15 protein-coding genes are annotated in these 17751 nt (G+C 74.7%); 11 read left to right on the forward strand and 4 right to left on the reverse strand.

What is annotated here, in order from left to right; genetic code table 11:
- Positions 1 to 55 precede the first annotated feature (55 nt).
- A complete protein-coding gene (locus SM452_RS07060; protein WP_463839536.1) occupies positions 56 to 1435 on the reverse strand; it encodes a serine/threonine-protein kinase in 1380 nt (459 codons plus the stop codon).
- A gap of 499 nt (positions 1436 to 1934) precedes the next feature.
- Here SM452_RS07060 and SM452_RS07065 point away from each other — a divergent pair, with 499 nt between their 5' ends.
- From SM452_RS07065 to SM452_RS07100, 8 genes are all read left to right on the forward strand, one after another.
- Entirely contained in the window at positions 1935 to 2570 is a 636-nt protein-coding gene (locus SM452_RS07065; RefSeq protein ID WP_262011675.1) for an RNA polymerase sigma factor, read from the forward strand.
- A gap of 19 nt (positions 2571 to 2589) precedes the next feature.
- A complete protein-coding gene (locus SM452_RS07070) occupies positions 2590 to 3333 on the forward strand; it encodes a hypothetical protein (RefSeq protein ID WP_463839537.1) in 744 nt (247 codons plus the stop codon).
- 155 nt (positions 3334 to 3488) lie between these two features.
- Positions 3489 to 4724 carry an ergothioneine biosynthesis glutamate--cysteine ligase EgtA gene (egtA, locus tag SM452_RS07075; protein WP_355511908.1) on the forward strand — a complete coding sequence of 412 codons (1236 nt, stop codon included), beginning with the start codon at positions 3489 to 3491 and terminating at the stop codon, positions 4722 to 4724.
- Positions 4721 to 6028 carry an ergothioneine biosynthesis protein EgtB gene (egtB, locus tag SM452_RS07080; RefSeq protein ID WP_135240362.1) on the forward strand — a complete coding sequence of 436 codons (1308 nt, stop codon included), beginning with the start codon at positions 4721 to 4723 and terminating at the stop codon, positions 6026 to 6028. The genes egtA and egtB overlap by 4 nt, the downstream gene beginning before the upstream one ends.
- A 9-nt stretch (positions 6029 to 6037) precedes the next feature.
- Positions 6038 to 6784 carry an ergothioneine biosynthesis protein EgtC gene (gene egtC / locus SM452_RS07085; RefSeq protein ID WP_262011672.1) on the forward strand — a complete coding sequence of 249 codons (747 nt, stop codon included), beginning with the start codon at positions 6038 to 6040 and terminating at the stop codon, positions 6782 to 6784.
- A 32-nt stretch (positions 6785 to 6816) separates the two neighbouring features.
- Positions 6817 to 7782 (forward strand): L-histidine N(alpha)-methyltransferase, encoded by a 966-nt coding sequence (gene egtD / locus SM452_RS07090; protein ID WP_463839538.1) that lies wholly within the window; start codon positions 6817 to 6819, stop codon positions 7780 to 7782.
- Positions 7783 to 8009: 227 nt separating this feature from the next.
- Positions 8010 to 8597: a TMEM165/GDT1 family protein gene (locus SM452_RS07095; RefSeq protein WP_013286559.1), complete on the forward strand. Its 588-nt coding sequence runs from the start codon at positions 8010 to 8012 to the stop codon at positions 8595 to 8597.
- A gap of 122 nt (positions 8598 to 8719) precedes the next feature.
- On the forward strand, positions 8720 to 8923 hold the full coding sequence (locus SM452_RS07100; protein ID WP_013286558.1) for a hypothetical protein: 204 nt from the start codon (positions 8720 to 8722) through the stop codon (positions 8921 to 8923).
- 60 nt (positions 8924 to 8983) lie between these two features.
- Here the strand turns inward: SM452_RS07100 and nhaA are convergent, their stop codons facing one another.
- Complete coding sequence (nhaA, locus tag SM452_RS07105; RefSeq protein WP_463839539.1) at positions 8984 to 10285, reverse strand: Na+/H+ antiporter NhaA; 1302 nt, start codon at positions 10283 to 10285, stop codon at positions 8984 to 8986.
- A gap of 160 nt (positions 10286 to 10445) precedes the next feature.
- Positions 10446 to 12293: a polysaccharide biosynthesis protein gene (locus SM452_RS07110; protein WP_463839540.1), complete on the reverse strand. Its 1848-nt coding sequence runs from the start codon at positions 12291 to 12293 to the stop codon at positions 10446 to 10448.
- Positions 12294 to 12478: 185 nt separating this feature from the next.
- Here SM452_RS07110 and SM452_RS07115 point away from each other — a divergent pair, with 185 nt between their 5' ends.
- The gene (locus tag SM452_RS07115; RefSeq protein WP_355511899.1) at positions 12479 to 13927 is read left to right on the forward strand and encodes a tyrosine-protein kinase domain-containing protein; all 1449 of its coding nucleotides are present in this window, start codon (positions 12479 to 12481) and stop codon (positions 13925 to 13927) included.
- Here SM452_RS07115 and SM452_RS07120 read toward each other — a convergent pair.
- The gene (locus SM452_RS07120) at positions 13908 to 14489 is read right to left on the reverse strand and encodes an arsenate reductase/protein-tyrosine-phosphatase family protein (RefSeq protein WP_402806613.1); all 582 of its coding nucleotides are present in this window, start codon (positions 14487 to 14489) and stop codon (positions 13908 to 13910) included. The two genes, SM452_RS07115 and SM452_RS07120, sit on opposite strands and share 20 nt — an antisense overlap.
- 123 nt (positions 14490 to 14612) lie before the next feature.
- Here SM452_RS07120 and SM452_RS07125 point away from each other — a divergent pair, with 123 nt between their 5' ends.
- Positions 14613 to 15854, forward strand: coding sequence for a glycosyltransferase family 4 protein (locus SM452_RS07125; RefSeq protein WP_463839541.1), 1242 nt, complete (start codon positions 14613 to 14615; stop codon positions 15852 to 15854).
- 103 nt (positions 15855 to 15957) lie between these two features.
- Positions 15958 to 17742 carry a DUF4012 domain-containing protein gene (locus SM452_RS07130; protein WP_463839542.1) on the forward strand — a complete coding sequence of 595 codons (1785 nt, stop codon included), beginning with the start codon at positions 15958 to 15960 and terminating at the stop codon, positions 17740 to 17742.
- Positions 17743 to 17751: the final 9 nt, after the last annotated feature.

Raw genomic sequence — 17751 nt, forward strand, 5'->3', positions numbered from 1 at the left:
CCGCCCGGACACGGACGAGCCGGCTCCGCCGTGGGCGGGGCCGGCTCGTGGTGGGTCAGGGCTGGGTGGCCGGCTGCCCGCCGGTGTCACCGCCGCCTTCGGTCGGCGGAGTGCTCGGTGGGGTCGTCGTCGGCGTGACCGGCTCCGTCGTCGTCGGCAAGCTCGACGGCGTGCTGCTCGGCTCGGCCGACGGGGCCGGCTCGTCGGTGACGCTCGGCTGCGCCGACGGGGTCGCCGAGGTGCTCGGCGTCACCGAGGGCGTGGCCGACGGCCGACCGCCCGGGCCGACCGGACGGTAGGTGTACTCGTCGCCCGCCGACGGCTCCTCGACGACCGGCTCCGCGGCCGGGTCGCTCGGCGCCACCGCGGGCGCGGTCTTGTCGATCTTCGTGGCCGGTTCGGCGGTGTCGTTGGCGGCGGCCACGAGCGCGCCCAGCGCGCCCATCGCCACCAGCACCGCGCCCAGCGCCCCGACGAGCGTGCCGCGCCGGCCCCGCCGCCGCGACGTCGCCACCGCGGCGCCCGGGCGGACCGCAGGCTGGTCGTCGCGGGACCGCGCCGAGCCCGCCGCGCCGCGCAGCGCCACCGTCGCGGTCGGCGAGTCGTTACGCGCGGCCCGTGCCGCGTCGGCCATCGCCGCGGCACTCGGGTAACGGTCGGCCGGGTCCTTGGCCAGCGCGCGGGAGACCAGCTCCCGCACCGACGCCGGGATCTCCGCCGGCAGCTCCGGCGGCTCGTCGTCGAGATGGCGTACGGCCACCTGGAGCGGGTTGTCGCCGGTGAACGGCGGGCTGCCGGTGAGGCAGCAGTACGCGACGGCGCCGAGCGCGTACACGTCGGTGGCGCCCGAGACGGGCCGGCCGGCGGCCTGCTCCGGCGCCATGTAGAGGGCGGTGCCGGGCACCGCGTTCGTGCTGGTGATGCTCGTGACGTTCGTCGACCGGGCCACCCCGAAGTCGACCAGGACCACGGTGCCGTCGTCCTGCACGAGCAGGTTGCTCGGCTTCACGTCCCGGTGCACGATGCCGCGGCCGTGCGCCGCGTGCAGCGCCTGCGCCACCTGCGCCACGATCGACATGGTCTCGGCGACCTCGAGCTGTCCGGCGGTCTCGATCCGCCGCGACAGTGGCTCACCGGCGACGAACTCCATCACCAGGTAGTCGGCCCGGCCGCCGCCGGGCAGGTCGTCCTCGCCGCAGTCGAAGACCTGGACCACGCCGGGGTGGCGCAGCGAGGCCATGATCCGCGCCTCGGAACGGAACCGGGCGATGAAGTCGGGGTCGGACACCAGGGCGGGAAGCAGCACCTTCACCGCGACCGGGCGGCCGAGGACAAGGTCGGTGGCACGCCAGACGTCGCCCATGCCGCCGGTGGCGACACGGTCATCCAGGCGGTACCGACCGCTGAGTACGACGTCTGAGGACAGCACCCCCATACCGTACCCACAGCAGGCGCGAAGTATTTCCCGCGATATCCGTGGCCGGTCCGGGCGGGCCGTTCGGCCGGGTGTCCGGCACCCGGGACGCCGATCGGCTGATCGTGATCGACCCGGTACGATCGGCCAGAAAGTGACGCGCCCCCCGCTCTCGCGGCCCGCCGCCCCGGCGGGGATCCGACCCGGGGAGCGTCGCGACCGCCGTCCGTGTTACCCCGACACGCCGGTGACGCAGGTAGACATTTCTCTCTGTTTCTCCGCCGTGCGGAGGCTTGCCGACGCGACCCGCCCGCACCGGCGTCGGCCCGACTCCCGGCCGCCCCCGGACGCCGGTACGGTATGTCCCGCCGACGCCCGTGCCGCGCGGCAGTGTCCACGGCGCTCCGCACCCTCGTGCGGGTGCCTGATTCAGCTCACCGGGGGGCCGAGTGCGGATGGCGGTGTGGTCCCTGGCACCCGTTGACCGGCTCCGGGGCGTCATCCGGCTGGGGCGGCGCGCGTGACGGCCGAACTGAACGAGGCGGTCGCCGCGGCGCAGGCGGGGGACGAGGAGGCGTTCCGGTTCCTCTACCGCAGCCTGCAACCCGCGCTGCTGCGCTACCTGACCGCCCTCGTCGGCGCCGACGCCGAGGACGTGGCCTCGGAGGCGTGGCTCCAGATCTCCCGCGACCTGCCGTCGTTCACCGGCGGCGAGTTCCGCGCCTGGGTGGTCACCATCGCCCGCAACCGGGCCATGGACCATCTGCGCCGGCAGCGGCGGCGGCCCTCCGTGCCGGTGCCGGTGCAGGCCCTCAACGACCTGGCCGCCGACGTCGACACCGCCGACCGGGCCGGTGAGGCCATCGCCACCGAGAGCGCGCTCGCGCTGATCCGTACGCTGCCGCCGGCCGAGGCCGAGGCGGTGATGCTGCGGGCCGTCATCGGCCTGGACGCGGAGACCGCCGGGCGGGTGCTGGGCCGGCGGGCCGGCGCGGTGCGCACCGCCGCGCACCGCGGCCTGCGCCGGCTCGCCGCGCTGCTGGAGCGCTCGGCGGCGCAGGCCGCGCCGGAGGACACCCGGGACGCCGTCGCGCCGCGTCCCCGGACCGAGCGCCAGGTGCCGCACGCGCCCGAGGCCGAGCCGGCGGAGGGCTGACGTGAGGGGAGACGACGGCATGCACGCTCGCCGGTCCGGCGGGCCCGCCGACCGTACGGAGTCCGACCGGCTGCTCGACGCCGCGCGCGCCGGCACGCCGCCGGGCGCCGACACCGACCCGCTGACCCGGCTGCTGTCCGCCGCGGCCGGCCCGGCCGGCCCGGACGAGGTCGCCGGGGAGGAGCAGACGCTCGCCGCCTTCCGGGCGGCCCGCGCCGGGACCGCGCCGGCGCCGGTGATCGCGCCGCGCCCGCGTCGGCGCCTGCGGATCGCCGCCGCGCTGGCCGGGCTCGCCGCCACCGCCGTCGCCGGGGTGGCGTTCGCCGCCGTGCGCCTGGACCACGACCCCGAGCCGGTGGTGCCGCCCGCGACGACGGCCGGGCCGACCGACGCCGGACCGACGGGCACCGGCCCCGCCGTCACCGGGCCGTCCCGGCCGGCGCCGAGCACCCCGGCCGGTGACGCGTCCGGCGCGGTGTCCCCACCGGCTCCGGCCCCGTCCGGTACGCCGAGCGCCAAGGCCCGGCCGTCCGCGCCCCCGGCCGGCGGGGCGAGCCTGGCCGGCCACTGCCGCGCCTACCTGGCCAAGCCGGAACGACAGCGGGAGAAGGCGCTCACCAAGCCGGGCTTCGCCGACCTGGTGGCCGCCGCCGGCGGCCCCGAGCAGGTGGAGAGCTACTGCCGCAACCTTGTGGGCGCGTCGCCGGAGGGCCCGGACGACGCGCCGGAGCCCGAGCCCCCGGGCCGGGAAGCGGACGACTGAGCGCCGCGGCGCAATCAGATTCCGGACAAAAATTCATCTCTCCGGGCAAGCGGATCTCGTCTGCTAGACAGAGGATGGTGGGGCGGCGTCCCGTGCCGTCCCGGCCGGGCGCGTCGCGACGACGTCGTCGCCCATCGCCGAGGAGGAGCCGTTCCATGGTGATGTCGCCGGACCTGGACCGCGCAGTCGTCCTGGGGGACGAGGAGGCGGCCCGCGGCCACCTCGCCCGGATCTGCTTCAAGACCGGGCCACCCGCACTCGTCGGCGTCGAACTGGAATGGACCGTGCACGACGCCGCGGACCCGGCCCGGCCGGTCGACCGCGAGCGACTACGCGAGGCGCTGGGGCGGCACAGCCCGGTGACCCTCGACCCCACCAGCCCGGCCGACGAGCTCCGGCACGGCGGCGCCGTGACCGTGGAGCCCGGCGGGCAGGTGGAGATCTCCGCGACGCCCCGATCGTCGGTCGGCGCCCTCATCCTGGCCACCGAGGCCGACGTCGCCGAGCTGCGGGCCCGGCTGGACGGCGCCGGCCTGGTGCTCGGCCGCAGCGGCATCGACCCGTGGCGCCTTCCCCGGCCCGTCGTGGAGACCCCGCGCTACCGGGCCATGCGCTGCGCCTTCGACCGGCGTGGCCCGGCGGGACGGGCGATGATGTACAGCACGGCCGGGCTCCAGGTCTGCCTGGACGCGGGCGAGCCGGAGCACCTGGCACAGCGCTGGGCCGCCGCGCACGCCGTCGGCCCGCCGCTGCTCGCCGCCTTCGCCACCGCCGACCGGCACGCGGGCCGCCGCACCGGCTGGGCCTCCGCCCGGATGGCCACCTGGCTGGCCATCGACCCGGCCCGGACCCGTCCGGTGTGGTCGCCCGAGCGCGCCGACGACGATCCGGTGGCGACCTGGACCCGGTACGCGCTCGCCGCGCCGCTGCTGTGCGTACGTGGCGACGGCCCCGACTGGACCGCGCCGCCCGGTGTCACGTTCGCCGACTGGCTGGCCGGGGCGCTGCCCCGCCCGCCCACCACCGGCGACCTGGAATACCACCTCAGCACGCTGTTCCCGCCGGTCCGCCCGCGCGGCTACCTGGAGCTGCGCTACCTGGACACCCAGCCCGGCCCGGCGTGGACGGTGCCGCTGGCGGTGCTCACGTCGCTCTTCACCGACCCGGCCACCACCCGGGACGCGCTGGCGGCGGCCGGCCCGGTCGCCGACCGGTGGCGCGCGGCGGCCCGGTGCGGGCTGGCCGAGCGTCCGCTGGCGAGCGCCGCGGCGGCGCTGTTCGACCTGGCCCTGACGGCCCTGCCGAGGCTCGGCCTGCCCGAGGGCATCCACGACGAGACCGACCGAGCGATCCGGCGGCACCGCGCCGCCGCGGAGAGGGGACACCGGTGACCACCACCGAGCGACTACGCGACCGGATCGCCGCGGAACTGGAGCGGACCCGGGCCCGTACCGCGCTGCTGACCGACGCGGTGGACGACGACGACCTGGTCCGGCAGCACTCCACGCTGATGTCGCCGCTGGTCTGGGACCTGGCGCACGTCGGCAACCAGGAGGAGCTGTGGCTGGTCCGCGACGTCGGCGGCCGCGAACCGGTACGCCACGACATCGACGACCTCTACGACGCGTTCAAGCAGCCCCGCAAGGACCGCCCGGCGCTGCCGCTGCTGCCGCCGGCCGAGGCCCGTGCCTACGTGCGTACGGTCCGCGACAAGGTGTTCGACCTGCTCGACGGCATCCGCTTCACCGAGCGTCCGCTCGTCGCCGACGGGTTCGCGTTCGGCATGATCGTGCAGCACGAGCAGCAGCACGACGAGACCATGCTCGCCACCCACCAGCTGCGCGCCGGCGCCCCGGTGCTGGACGCGCCGCCCCCGCCGGAGCCCCGGGCCCGGGTCGGCGGGGAGGTACGGGTTCCGGCCGGGCCGTTCACCATGGGCACCTCCACCGACCCGTGGGCGCTGGACAACGAGCGCCCGGCGCACACCGTCGACCTGCCCGCGTACGTCATCGACGCCGCGCCGGTGACGAACGGTCAGTACCGGGCGTTCATCGCCGACGGCGGGTACGACGAGCCGCGCTGGTGGAGCGAGGCGGGCTGGCGGCACCGCGTCGAGGCGGACCTGAGCGCGCCGATGCACTGGCGGCGCGACGGGGACGGGTGGGCGTACCGCCGGTTCGGCCGCTGGTCGCCGGTACGCGACGACGAGCCGGTGGTGCACGTCTGCTGGTACGAGGCGCAGGCGTACGCGGCGTGGGCCGGCAAGCGGCTGCCCACCGAGGCGGAGTGGGAGAAGGCGGCCCGCTGGGATCCGGCGACCGGCCGGTCCCGCCGCTATCCGTGGGGCGACGAGGACCCGGGCACCGAGCACGCCAACCTGGGGCAGCGGCACCTGTGGCCGGCGCCGGTGGGCGCGTACCCGGCGGGCGCCTCGCCGCTGGGCGTGCACCAGCTCGTCGGCGACGTGTGGGAGTGGACCTCCTCGCCGTTCCGGGGTCACCCGGGCTTCACCGCGTTCCCGTACCGGGAGTACTCGGAGGTCTTCTTCGGCGACGACCACCGGGTGCTGCGGGGCGGCTCGTTCGGCACCGACCGGTCCGCCTGCCGGGGTACGTTCCGCAACTGGGACTACCCGATCCGGCGGCAGATCTTCAGCGGTTTCCGCTGCGCCCGTGACGCCGGACCGGAGGAGTGAGCCGGCCCGATGTGCCGTCACCTCGCGTACCTCGGTCCACCCGTGCTCCTGGGCAGCCTGCTGTTCGACCCGCCGTACGGGCTGCTGCGCCAGTCGTGGGCGCCGCGTGACATGCGCGGCGGCGGCACGGTGAACGCCGACGGTTTCGGCGTCGCCTGGTATCCCGGCGACGGCGACCCGGTCCGTTACCGGCGGGCCCAGCCGATGTGGAGCGACACCACGCTGCCGGAACTGGCCGCCGTGACGCGGGTGCGGGCGGTGCTGGCCGCGGTCCGCTCCGCCACCGTCGGCATGCCGCTGCACGAGACCGCCGCCGCCCCCTTCGCCGAGGGGCGGTGGCTGTTCAGCCACAACGGCGTGGTGCGGGGCTGGCCGGACAGCCTGGTCCCGCTCGCCGCCGGCCTGCCCGTCCGCGACCTGATCACCCTGGACGTGCCGACCGACTCGGCGCTGCTGTGGGCGCTGGTCCGGCACCGGCTGCGGGCCGGCGCGCCGCCGGACGAGGCGGTGGCGGACACCGTCGCGGCGGTGACCGCCGCCGCTCCCGGCTCGCGGCTGAACCTGCTGCTCACCGACGGTACGACGGTGGTGGCGAGCACGGCCGGGCACGCGCTGTCGGTGCGCCGCGGCCCGGACTCGGTGCTGCTGGCGTCCGAACCGTTCGACGACGACCCGGCCTGGCGGGCCGTGCCGGACGGCCGGCTCGTGGTGGCGACCACGGGCGGGCTCGACGTGCGGGACACGACCGCCGCCTGACGATCCGTACCCACCGCAAGAGAGGACACCCGATGAGCGCGGAGCCGCTGGAGATCCACCTGGAGCAGCAGGACCTCGACCGTGGGTTGCGGCAGGACGTACAGGTCGGGCTGACCGCGACGCCGAAGTGGCTGCCGCCGAAATGGTTCTACGACGCCCGGGGCAGCGAGCTGTTCGAGGAGATCACCCGCCTGCCGGAGTACTACCCGACCCGGGCCGAGCGGGCGGTGCTGGCGGCGCACGCCGACGACGTGGCCACCATGACCGGCGCGAAGACGCTGATCGAGCTGGGTTCGGGTTCGTCGGAGAAGACCCGGCTGCTGCTCGACGCGTTCACCCGCCACGGCGACCTGGGCACGTTCGTGCCGCTGGACGTGTCGGTGAGCGCGTTGCGGTCGTCCACCGAGCAGATCGCCGCCGCGTACCCGGGGCTGCGGGTGCGGGGCATCGTCGGTGACTTCACCCGCCACCTGGACCGGCTGCCCACCGGCGGCCGGCGCCTGGTGGCGTTCCTCGGCGGCACGATCGGCAACCTGCTGCCGGTGGAACGGGCCGAGTTCCTCACCGCGATGCGCGCGGCGCTGGAGACCGGCGACTGGCTGCTGGTCGGCACCGACCTGGTCAAGGACCCGGGCGTGATCGTGCCCGCCTACGACGACGCGGCGGGCGTGACCGCCGAGTTCAACCGCAACGTGCTGCGGGTGATCAACCGCGAGCTGGGCGCGGACTTCGACGTCGACGCGTTCCGGCACGTGGCGGTCTGGGATCCCGAGCGGGAGTGGATCGAGATGCGGTTGCGCGCCGAGCACCCGACCCGGGTGCGGGTGCTGGACACCGACGTGGTGTTCGCCGCCGGTGAGGAGCTGCGGACCGAGGTGTCGGCCAAGTTCCGGCCGGACGGGATCGCGGCCGAGCTGACCGCCGCGGGGTTCGACAGGCGGGCGTTCTGGACCGACCCGGACGGGCTGTTCGGGGTGAGCCTGGCCCGCGCCGACTGAGGGCCGCCGTGGCCCCGGCCACACCCGGTGACCGGGCCGGCCGGTGATCGGCTAGGCTGGCGGCGCGAAGGGGAGTAGCCCCCAATGTCGTGGTCGACACACTGGTGCGTTCCGCATCCGGCCACGCGGCCCCGGTCTCCGGGGCGGGCGAGACCTTCGACTCAGGCTGTCGCAGCCGGGTCGAGGGCGCCCCCGTTCCTCCTCCCGGCTTGATCGGGAAGGTTCACATGGAGGGTTTCCTCGTCGCGCTGGTGGTCAGCTTCGGCGTCATCTTCGTCGCCGAGCTGGGCGACAAGTCCCAGCTCATGGCTCTGACGTTCGCCACGCGGTTCAAGCCGGTGCCGGTGCTCATCGGCATCACGATCGCCACCGCCGTCGTCCACCTGGCCTCGGTGGCCATCGGGTACGGCCTGAACGCCGCCCTGCCCACCGACTGGATCTCGCTCATCGCCGGTCTGGCGTTCCTCGGCTTCGGTGCCTGGACGCTGCGCGGCGACAGGCTGACCGAGGAGGAGAAGCGCAAGGCCGAGCGCGGCGGCCGGTCCGCCGTCATCGCCGTCGGTGTGGCGTTCTTCCTGGCCGAGCTGGGCGACAAGACCATGCTCGCCACCATCACGCTGGCCACCAAGTACGGCTGGTTCGGCACCTGGCTCGGCTCGACGCTCGGCATGGTGGCGGCGGACGCGCTGGCGATCCTGGTGGGCCGGATGCTCGGCCGGCACCTGCCGGAGCGGACCATCCGCTACGGCGCGGCCGTGCTGTTCGCCATCTGCGGCCTCTGGCTGATCTTCGAGGCGGTCTCCGAGCTGACCTGACGTGCGTGGTGCGGCGGCGCCCGATGATCGGAGGGCGCTCCGGTGGGTAAGTAGCCCGGGTGAGCGCCGTGGCGGTGACCGCCCGGCGGAGGACGAATCGGCACGACCGGGAGGTTCCGCCCATGAGCAGGCACGACGAGCCCAACGAGTACGGCTTCGCCGGGGGCGCCACCGCGCCGGAGCCGCCGCCGGGCGGGCGCGAGGACGAGCAGGACCGCGCCGAGCAGGTGGCCGTGCCCGGTGACGACCTCACCGCGCCGGCCGCCGAGGCGCTCGAGGAACCGGAACGCAAGCGCGAGCCGCGGCCGGCCGAGCGCCGGCGCTGAGGCGTACCGCGTCGAGGGTGGCGGCGGGCGTGACCGGACGGTCGCGCCCGCCGCGCCGGTTCAGACCGGGCCCTCCTGGTAGACGTCCGGTACGCCGTCACCGTCGGCGTCCCGGCTCTCCCGCTCGCTGATCCGCCGGTAGACCCGGTTGCGGCGCACCAGCACCACCGAGGCCAGCATTGCGGAGATCAACGAGCCGAGCAGCACGGCCACCTTGACGCCGTCCTCCTCCGGGCTGCCGGCACCGAACGCCAGTTCGCCGATGAGCAGCGACACGGTGAAGCCGATGCCGGCCAGCAACGCCAGCCCGAGCAGGTCGGCCCAGGTGATCTCCTCGTCCAGTTCGGCCCGGGTGAACCGGGCGAGCAGGTACGTCGACCCGAACACGCCGATCACCTTGCCGAGCACCAGCCCGGCGGCCACCGCGATCACCACCGGGTTGGTCAGCACGCCGCCCACGTCCACGCCGACCAGCGTCACCCCGGCGGCGAAGAAGGCGAAGACCGGCACGGCCAGGCCGGCGGAGACCGGCCGCCAGCGGTGCTCCAGCCGCTCGGCCAGGCCGGGCGCGCCGTCGCGGCCGCGCAGCACCGGCACTGTGAAACCGAGCAGCACGCCCGCCACCGTGGCGTGCACACCGGAGGCGTGCACGAGCGCCCAGGCGGCCACCGCCAGCGGGATCAGCGCCCACCACCAGGTCCGCCGCCGCTGCACCAGCAGCCCGAACGCGGCGATCGGCAGCAGTGCGCCGAGCAGCGGCAGCGGGTGGAACGCGTCGGTGTAGAAGACCGCGATGATGGTGATCGCGAAGAGGTCGTCGACCACCGCGAGGGTGAGCAGGAAGGCACGCAGCCCCTGCGGCAGGTGGGAGCTGACCACGGCGAGCACGGCGAGCGCGAAGGCGATGTCGGTGGCGGTGGGGATGGCCCATCCGCGCAGGCCGTCGCCGCCGGCGCTGAGCGTCACCGCGAGGTAGACCAGCGCGGGGGCGATCATGCCGCCGAGCGCGGCGACCACCGGCAACGCGGCCCGCCGGGGGTCGCGCAGGTCACCGGCGACGAACTCGCGCTTGAGCTCCAGGCCGACCACGAAGAAGAAGATCGCCAGCAGCCCGTCGGCGGCCCAGGTGCGCAGGTCCAGGTCGAGGTGCAGCCCGGCGCCGCCGGGCCAGGGCACCCAGTGGCTCAGTTCGGCGTACGCGGCGCGCCACGGCGAGTTGGCCCAGATCAGGGCGAGGACCGCGCCGAGCAGCAGCAGGCCGCCGCCGACGGTCTCGGTGCGCAGCACGTCGGCCAGGAAGCGGGCCTCCGGCCAGGAGCGGCGGGACAGCAGGCGCGAGCGGTGCGGGGTGTGCTGGGGCATGCGGCGTCCGTTCGGAAGCTGGGGTCGGCGGAACCATCGCCGACCAGGCTTCCCGGCACACCGGGATCAACCCTAACGGGCGCCGCCACCCGCGGCGAGCCGAGCCGGCCGATGGGACGCCCCTCTCACCACTCGGGCGAAGCGTCCCATCGGCCGGCAGTCAGCGTTGCCCAGGCAGAGCCGGCAGGGACGCCCCGACCGGGTCGCAGAACGCGGCCATCCGCTTGATCAGCTCGTCCGGGTCGGCGTACGGGTCGAGCCCGCGCACCTCGTCCGGGTCCAGCTCGGGCACCGGCACGTGGGAGATCAGCGGGTGCAGCGGCCGGGTGTCCACCTCGTCGGCGCCGAACAGGTGCTCGTGCAGCTTCTCGCCCGGGCGCAGACCGGTGAAGACGATCTCCACCGGGCGGTCCGCCTCGGCGGCGAGCCGGCGGGCCACGTCGGCGATCCGGACCGGCTCACCCATGTCGAGCACCAGCGCCTCACCGCCCCGGCCGATCGTCGCGGCCTGCAGCACCAGGTGCACCGCCTCCTGGACGGTCATGAAGTAGCGGGTCACGTCGGGGTGGGTGACAGTCACCGGCACCCCGGCGCGGATCTGCGCCTGGAACGCGGTGAGCACCGAACCGCGGCTGCTGAGCACGTTGCCGAACCGGACGCTGAGGTACCGGCCGTCCAGGCGCTGCGCGTGGTACGCGGTGAGCCGCTCGGTGATCCGCTTGGAGTAGCCGAGGACGCTGGTCGGGTTGGCCGCCTTGTCGGTGGAGATGTTCACGAACTCGGCGACGTCCCGGCACGCCTCCAGCACGTTCAGCGTACCCAGGATGTTGGTCTTGATCGCCTCACCGGGGTGGCGCTGCAGCAGCGGGAGGTGCTTCAGCGCGGCGGCGTGGAACACCACGTCGGGCTGCCGGTCGGCGACCACCCGGGCGATGCCCTCGGCGTCGCGGATGTCGGCCAGGATCAGCTCCGGCCCGTCCAGCAGCGCGCGCCCGTGCAGGGACATCTGCAGCGCGTGCAACGCGGACTCGTCCCGGTCGAGCATCATCAGCTCGTCCGGCTCGCAGCGGGCGATCTGCCGGCACAGCTCCGAGCCGATCGAGCCACCGGCCCCGGTGACGAGCACCCGGCGCCCGGCCAGCCCGCCGCGCTCCACGCTCAGCTCGGCCGCCCGGTGCGCGCGACCGAGCAGGTCGGTGAGCTGGAGGTCGCGGACGTCGGTGGCGGCCACCGGGCGGTCGAGGACCTCGCGGACCGGCGGCAGGACCTTGAACGCCGCCCCGGCCTCCAGCGTGCGGGTGCGGACGTCGCGCAGCAGCTGCGGGTCGGAGCCGCTCATCGAGAAGATGACCGTGCTCGCCCGGGTGGCCCGGACGGCTACGCCGATCTGCTCCCGGCCGCCGAGCACGCGCAGCCCTTCCAGCCGCAGGCCGCGGCTCTCGGGCGCGTCGTCGAGCAGGCCCACCGGCCGGTAGCTGCTGTCCGCGTCGTGCAGCAGCACCCGGACGAGGCGCTCGCTCGCCGCGTCCACCCCGTAGACCAGGCAGCGCTCGGCGTGTCCCGCAGCCGGCGGCCGGCGGTCGGCGTGGGCCCGCCAGAGCCCGCGGGCGGTCGCCATCACCACGAGCGCCACCGCGCCGCCGACCAGCGGCGTGCTGGCCGGGACCGGGTGCTCCGTCCACGGCAGCAGGGCGACGAAGCCGACCGCCGCGACGAGCGCGACGGTGGTGGCCAGGCCCTGCGCGTCACCGGCGCTGCCGATCGGGTACCGGCCGTAGAGCCGGGTCCGCAGCAGCGTGAGCGTGGCGTACAGCGCGGCGCAGGTCAGCGCCAGGCCGAGCGTACGGGCGCTGGCGGCGGCGGTGAGGTCGAATTCGTACCGCGTCCAGGCGGCGCCGAGAAAACCTCCGCACCACGCGGCCGTGTCCAGCGTTAACAGGGAAGGGGTGGCGGCGCGGTGGGTGATCCGGCCGGGGGGTCGAACGGTTGTGATCGCGTCACGAGCCATGGGCTGCCCTCTACGTCCTATCCGTATTGAAAGGATTAGACCGTCTGTGCCTGTTCGGTCGTTTACTGTCGTCCAGTCACGTAACGTCGTGAATAGGCGATTCGATCCTGGCACGGCGACTGGGGTTTTTAGGGGGCTTTCGTGCAGTTTCATCGGCAGACCGGTGTGTCGCGAGGGGGAGCGTGATGGACGTTCTCGGCTACCTGCGCCTGGTCCGACGCCACTGGTGGATCGTGCTGGTGACGGTGATGCTCGGCCTGGGCACCGCCGCGCTGGTGACGGTCCGGACGGCGCCTCGGTACGAGGCCTCGGTGACCTTCTTCGTCACCACGCCCAGCCAGGGGGTCACCGACGCCTACCAGGGCGGCCTCTTCCTCCAGCAGCGGGTGAAGTCCTACGGTGACCTGCTCACCAGCGACCGGCTGGCGCAGAGCGTGGTCGCCGACGCGCCGCTCGGCCTCACCGCCGACCAGGTGCGCAGCCGGATCCACACCACCGCCACGACCGGCACGGTCCTGCTCCAGGCGACGATCACCGACACCGACCAGACCCGGGCGCTGAAGACCACCGAGATGCTCGCGACCAAGTTCACCGAGCTGGTCCGCAAGGTCGAGACGCCGCCGGACGGCAAGGCCCCGCCCATCAAGATCGAAGTGGTCAGCGGTCCCCGGGTCACCTCCGACCCGGTCTCGCCCCAGCCCACCCGCAACCTGGTCCTGGGCGGTCTGCTCGGCCTGCTGCTCGGCGCCGGCCTCGCAGTGCTGCGCGGGGTGGCCGACGTCCGGATGCGCGACGGCGCCGGGCTGCAACGGGTGACCGGCAGCCCGCTGCTCGGCGAGATCCCGTACGAGACCGGCGCCCGGTCGGCGCCGCTGATCGTCGGCGAAGCGGCCACCTCCGCCCGGGCCGAGGCGGTCCGCAAGCTGCGCACCAACCTGCGCTTCGTGGACGTGCACGAGCCGGCCCGGGTCATCGCGGTGACCAGCGCGCTGCAGGGTGAGGGCAAGACCACGATGGCCTGCAACACCGCCATCGCGCTGGCCGAGGCGGGCTGGCGGGTGCTGCTGATCGACGCCGACCTGCGCCGCCCCAAGGTCGCCGACTACCTCGGGCTCGACGGCGGTGTCGGCCTCACCGACGTGCTCGTCGGCGACGTCCAGGTCGGTGACGTGGTGCAGCGCTGGGGCGAGAAGTCACTGCTGGTGCTGCCCAGTGGCGCCACCCCGCCCAACCCGAGCGAGCTGCTCGGCTCCAAGTCCATGGCGGACCTGCTGGTCGCGCTGCGGGACTCGGCGGACATCGTGGTCATCGACACCGCGCCGCTGCTGGCGGTCACCGACGGTGTGGTGGTGGCCGTGCAGGCCGACGGCGCGCTGCTGGTCACCCAGCAGGGGCGTACCTCCCGCAGCCAGGTCGCCGCGGCGGCGCACGCGCTCAGCTCGGTGTCGGTGCGCCTGCTCGGCTGCGTGCTCAACATGGCCAAGGTGGCGAAGGCGGACGCCTACCAGTACGAGGCGTACAAGGTGGTCGTGCCGCCCGCGGCGCCGTCCGTACCGGCCGACCGGGCCGGCACCCGGCGGGGCGCGAAGGCCGTGGGCGACCGGACGCAGGAACTCACCCGGCTGTCGCGATGAGTGCGAGCACGGGCCGGATCGACCGCTCGATCTCCTCGGCGCACCGCCGGAAGTCGGCGGGCGAGCCACCGATCGGATCGCGCAGGTCCTCCGCGTCGGGGGCGGCGGGTTGCAGCCGCCCCCGGGCGCGGACCGCGGCCGACACCGCAGCCCGCAACGGCGTGCCCGCGTCCGCCTCCGCCTCGGCGGGGCGGGCCTCCGCGGCCAGCCGGGCGAACTGCCGCAGCGTGAACGTCCGGGTCAGCGCGGCCGGCGCCAGCGAGGTGCAGGCCGAGCGTTGCCGGCGGGTCGCGGTCAGCACCAGCGCCGCACCGGTCAGGTGCTCGGCGCGCAGCCGGCGAGTGCGGAAGACCGCCGGGTCCGCGCCGGTGGCCGCGGTCACCTCGACCGCGTACGGGTGCATGGCCGCCCCGTCGATCGCGTCGGTTCCCGCGCTGGCCACCGTCAGCGGCAGGCCCGCCAGCATGCGGCGGGCGATGAACTCCGCCATCGGTGACCGGCACATGTTCGCGTGGCAGACGAAGAGCACCTCGTCGACCATCTGCACCCCTCTCGTCGGCACGGTCGCGACGGAGGGTGCCGCGACGGCGTTCTTCCGGCGGTCGCGGCCGGACGCAGAGGGGATGCGGGAATGGTACGCGGTGCGGCGCCCGGCCGTCCGGAAAGCCGCGCCGGGAGCGCGGTCATGAGGGTCGGCATCCTCACCTACCACTTCCCGCCGGAGCCGGCGTTCGTCCCGGGCAGCCTGGCCGAGGAGCTGGTGGCCCGGGGTCACGAGGTGCGGGTGCTCACCGGATTCCCGGACTACCCGGGCGGCCACGTCTATCCCGGCTGGCGGCAGCGCTGGCGGCACCAGACGCACAGCGAGCGGCTGACCGTGCGCCGGGTGCCCCGGTACGCCGCGGGCGACGGCTCCGCCCGCGCCCGTACCGCGAGCTGGCTCTCCTTCGCCGGCAGCGCCGCGCTCGCCGGACGGGGCCTGCTGCGCGACGTCGACGCGCTCTACGTCTACGGGCACCCGGCGGTCACGTTCGCCGCCACCGGGCTGCTGCGGCTGCTCGGCCGTACGCCGACGGTCCTGCACGTGCAGGACGTGTGGACGGAGCGGGACGGTCGCGCGGCGCCGGACGGCGGCTGGTCGGCGCGGCTGGAGGCCGCCTCCCGCCGCCTCTACCGGGAGGCGGCGGTGGTGGCCGTCGGTTCGCCGTCCATGGCGGATCTGGTCCGCGCCGCCGGGGCCGACCCGGGCCGGGTGCGCGTGGCGCCGAACTGGACCGACGAGCGCATCTTCCGCCCCACCCAGGCCGGTCCGGCGGTGCGGCGGCTGGTCCGCCGGGACGACCGCTGCGTGGTGATGCACGCCGGGACGATCGGCGCGCGCCAGGATCTGGAGACGGCGGTCCGGGCGGCCGCGGCGCTCGGCGACCGGCTGGATCTGGTGCTCGTCGGCTCCGGTCCGCAGGAGCGGCAGGTGCGGGGGCTCGCCGCCGATCTCGGCGCGGACAACGTCAGGTTCCTGGAGCGACGGTCCGCGGTGGACATGCCGCAGCTGTACGCCGCCGCCGACTACCAGCTCGTGGCCCAGCGCGACCTGCCGGAGCTGCGGGGCCGGGTGCCCGGCAAGCTCCAGGCCGCGCTCTCCTGCGCCGCGCCGGTGGTCGCCTCCGCGGCGGGGGAGACGGCGGAGCTGGTGGAGCGGGCCCGCGCCGGCCTGTCCTGCCCGCCGGAGGACTGGGCGGCGCTGGCCGACCGCTTCTGGCTGGCCGCCGCCATCCCGCCGGCCGCCCGGCTCGACATGGGCAGGCGGGGCCGCGACGCGTACCTGCGGGACATGTCGATGCGAGCCGGGGTGGACCGGATCGAGGCGCTGCTGCACGAGGCGGCCGAGCGGTCCTCGAACCGAATAAAGCTCGCACACAGCCGATGAATTGCCAGAGTGTCGAATAACGCCTCAAACAGGCACTTTCTCGTGCTAAAAAGCACTCGATCGTGAATTGTGTCCGATTCGACCGACACGTAGGGGGAAATCCGTGACCGGACCTGGTGCCACGCCCGGCCGGCGGCGCCGTTCGCGACGGCGCCGCCGCGCCCGGGTCCGCCGGATCCTGCTGACCGGGCTGGTCGTCGTGTCGGTGCTGCTCAGCGCCGGCGGCTGGGTCGCGTTCCGGGGCTGGCAGGCCCGCGCCCACCTGGTGAACGCCGCCGGGCTGGCCCGGGAACTCAGCGCCCAGGTGCTCGACGGCGACGTGGCCCGCGCCCAGCGCACGCTCGCCGCGTTGCAGGAGCAGGCCGCCGCCGCGCGCGGCGAGACCGGCGATCCGGTGTGGTGGGTGGGTCAGCAGACGCCGTACGCGGGGGACAACCTGACCGCGGTCCGGCAGATCTCGGTGGCGGTGGACGACCTGGCCCGGCTCGCGTTCCCCACGCTGCTGCGCGTCGACCTCGCCTCGCTGGTGCCGAAGCAGGGCAAGCTCGATCTGGCCCGCCTGCGCGCCGTCTCGGCCGAGGTGTCCGCCGCCGACCAGGCCGTGCGCCGCACCGCCGACCGGCTGCGGCAGGTGCCCACCGGCGACCTCGTGACGCAGGTACGCGACGCGGTCGTCGCGCTGCGCACCGAGCTGGACCAGCTCGGCGAGCTGACCTCGGCCGCCGACCGGGGCGCCCGGCTGCTGCCGCCGCTGCTCGGCGCGGACGGGCCGCGCACCTACCTGCTGGTCTCGCAGAACCCGGCCGAGCTGCGCGCCACCGGCGGCATGTTCGGCGCGTACGCCGTGCTGCGCGCCGAGGGCGGAGGGATCCGCCTGGTGAAGCAGGGCAGCTCGTCGGACCTGCGGTTCTTCGACCCGCCGCTGAAGGTCGGCGCGGACGCGAAACGGCTCTGGGGCGACCTGCCGGGCATCTATCCGGCGGACGTGAACCTCACGCCGGACTTCCCGGCCGCCGCCGCGCTCTACCGGGACATGGTGCGCCGCCGGACCGGCACCACTGTGGACGGGGTGCTGGCGGTGGACCCGGTGGTCCTGTCGTACCTGCTCGGCGTCGTGGGTCCGGTGAACGTGCCGGACGGGCCGTCGCTGGCCGCCGCCACCGCGGTACGGACGCTGCTCAGTGACTCGTACCGGGACCTGGACACGAAGGACCAGGACGAGTTCTTCAGTAGATCCGCGTCGGGCGTCTTCGACACGCTGTTCACCAAGACGGTAGACCCGAGGGCGCTTTTGACCGTTTTTACCCGTTCAATCAATGAACGTCGGATATTGTTCTGGAGTGTCCGATCCGAGGAGCAACGCGCACTGGCCGGCAGCCGGCTGGCCGGTCAACTCCCGGAGAAGGACACCGTGCCGACAGTCGGCGTGTTCCTCAACGACGGCAGCGGCGCGAAGCTCGGCTACTACCTCAGGTTCTCGGCCACTGTGACGGTCGGCGAATGCCACCCGGACGGGCGCCGCGAGCTACGGCTGCGGGTCACGGTGCACTCCACCGCCCCCAAGTCGGGCCTGAGCAAGTCGGTCACCGGGCTGGCCCTGGCCGGCGACAAGTACACCGCACGCACGTTCGTCTCCGTGCACACGCCCACCGGCGGTGCCGTGCTCACCGGCCGGCTGGACGGACGGGACACCGCGATGGGCAGCGGCACCCACGGCCGCCGCCAGGTCGCGGTGGCGAACGTGGAGACCCGCCCGGGGCAGACCCGGACGCTCGACGTCACGGTGCTCACCGGACAGACCGGCGCCGGGACTGCCGAACTGGTGCACACGCCCACCGTCACCCCATGGACCACCCAAGTAGTCAACGCACCAAGCTGTGAACAGTAGGAGGGAAAC

This window comes from Micromonospora sp. SYSU B005 (assembly GCF_055362685.1).

Coding starts and splice junctions, on each gene's coding strand:
- SM452_RS07095 (WP_013286559.1), top strand. CDS start 8,010: ATGGAGGGTTTCCTCGTCGCGCTGGTGGTCAGCTTCGGCGTCATCTTC.
- SM452_RS07110 (WP_463839540.1), bottom strand. CDS start 12,293: ATGGCTCGTGACGCGATCACAACCGTTCGACCCCCCGGCCGGATCACC.
- SM452_RS07070 (WP_463839537.1), top strand. CDS start 2,590: ATGCACGCTCGCCGGTCCGGCGGGCCCGCCGACCGTACGGAGTCCGAC.
- SM452_RS07125 (WP_463839541.1), top strand. CDS start 14,613: ATGAGGGTCGGCATCCTCACCTACCACTTCCCGCCGGAGCCGGCGTTC.
- SM452_RS07115 (WP_355511899.1), top strand. CDS start 12,479: ATGGACGTTCTCGGCTACCTGCGCCTGGTCCGACGCCACTGGTGGATC.
- egtC (WP_262011672.1), top strand. CDS start 6,038: ATGTGCCGTCACCTCGCGTACCTCGGTCCACCCGTGCTCCTGGGCAGC.
- SM452_RS07100 (WP_013286558.1), top strand. CDS start 8,720: ATGAGCAGGCACGACGAGCCCAACGAGTACGGCTTCGCCGGGGGCGCC.
- egtA (WP_355511908.1), top strand. CDS start 3,489: ATGGTGATGTCGCCGGACCTGGACCGCGCAGTCGTCCTGGGGGACGAG.
- egtD (WP_463839538.1), top strand. CDS start 6,817: ATGAGCGCGGAGCCGCTGGAGATCCACCTGGAGCAGCAGGACCTCGAC.
- nhaA (WP_463839539.1), bottom strand. CDS start 10,285: ATGCCCCAGCACACCCCGCACCGCTCGCGCCTGCTGTCCCGCCGCTCC.
- SM452_RS07060 (WP_463839536.1), bottom strand. CDS start 1,435: ATGGGGGTGCTGTCCTCAGACGTCGTACTCAGCGGTCGGTACCGCCTG.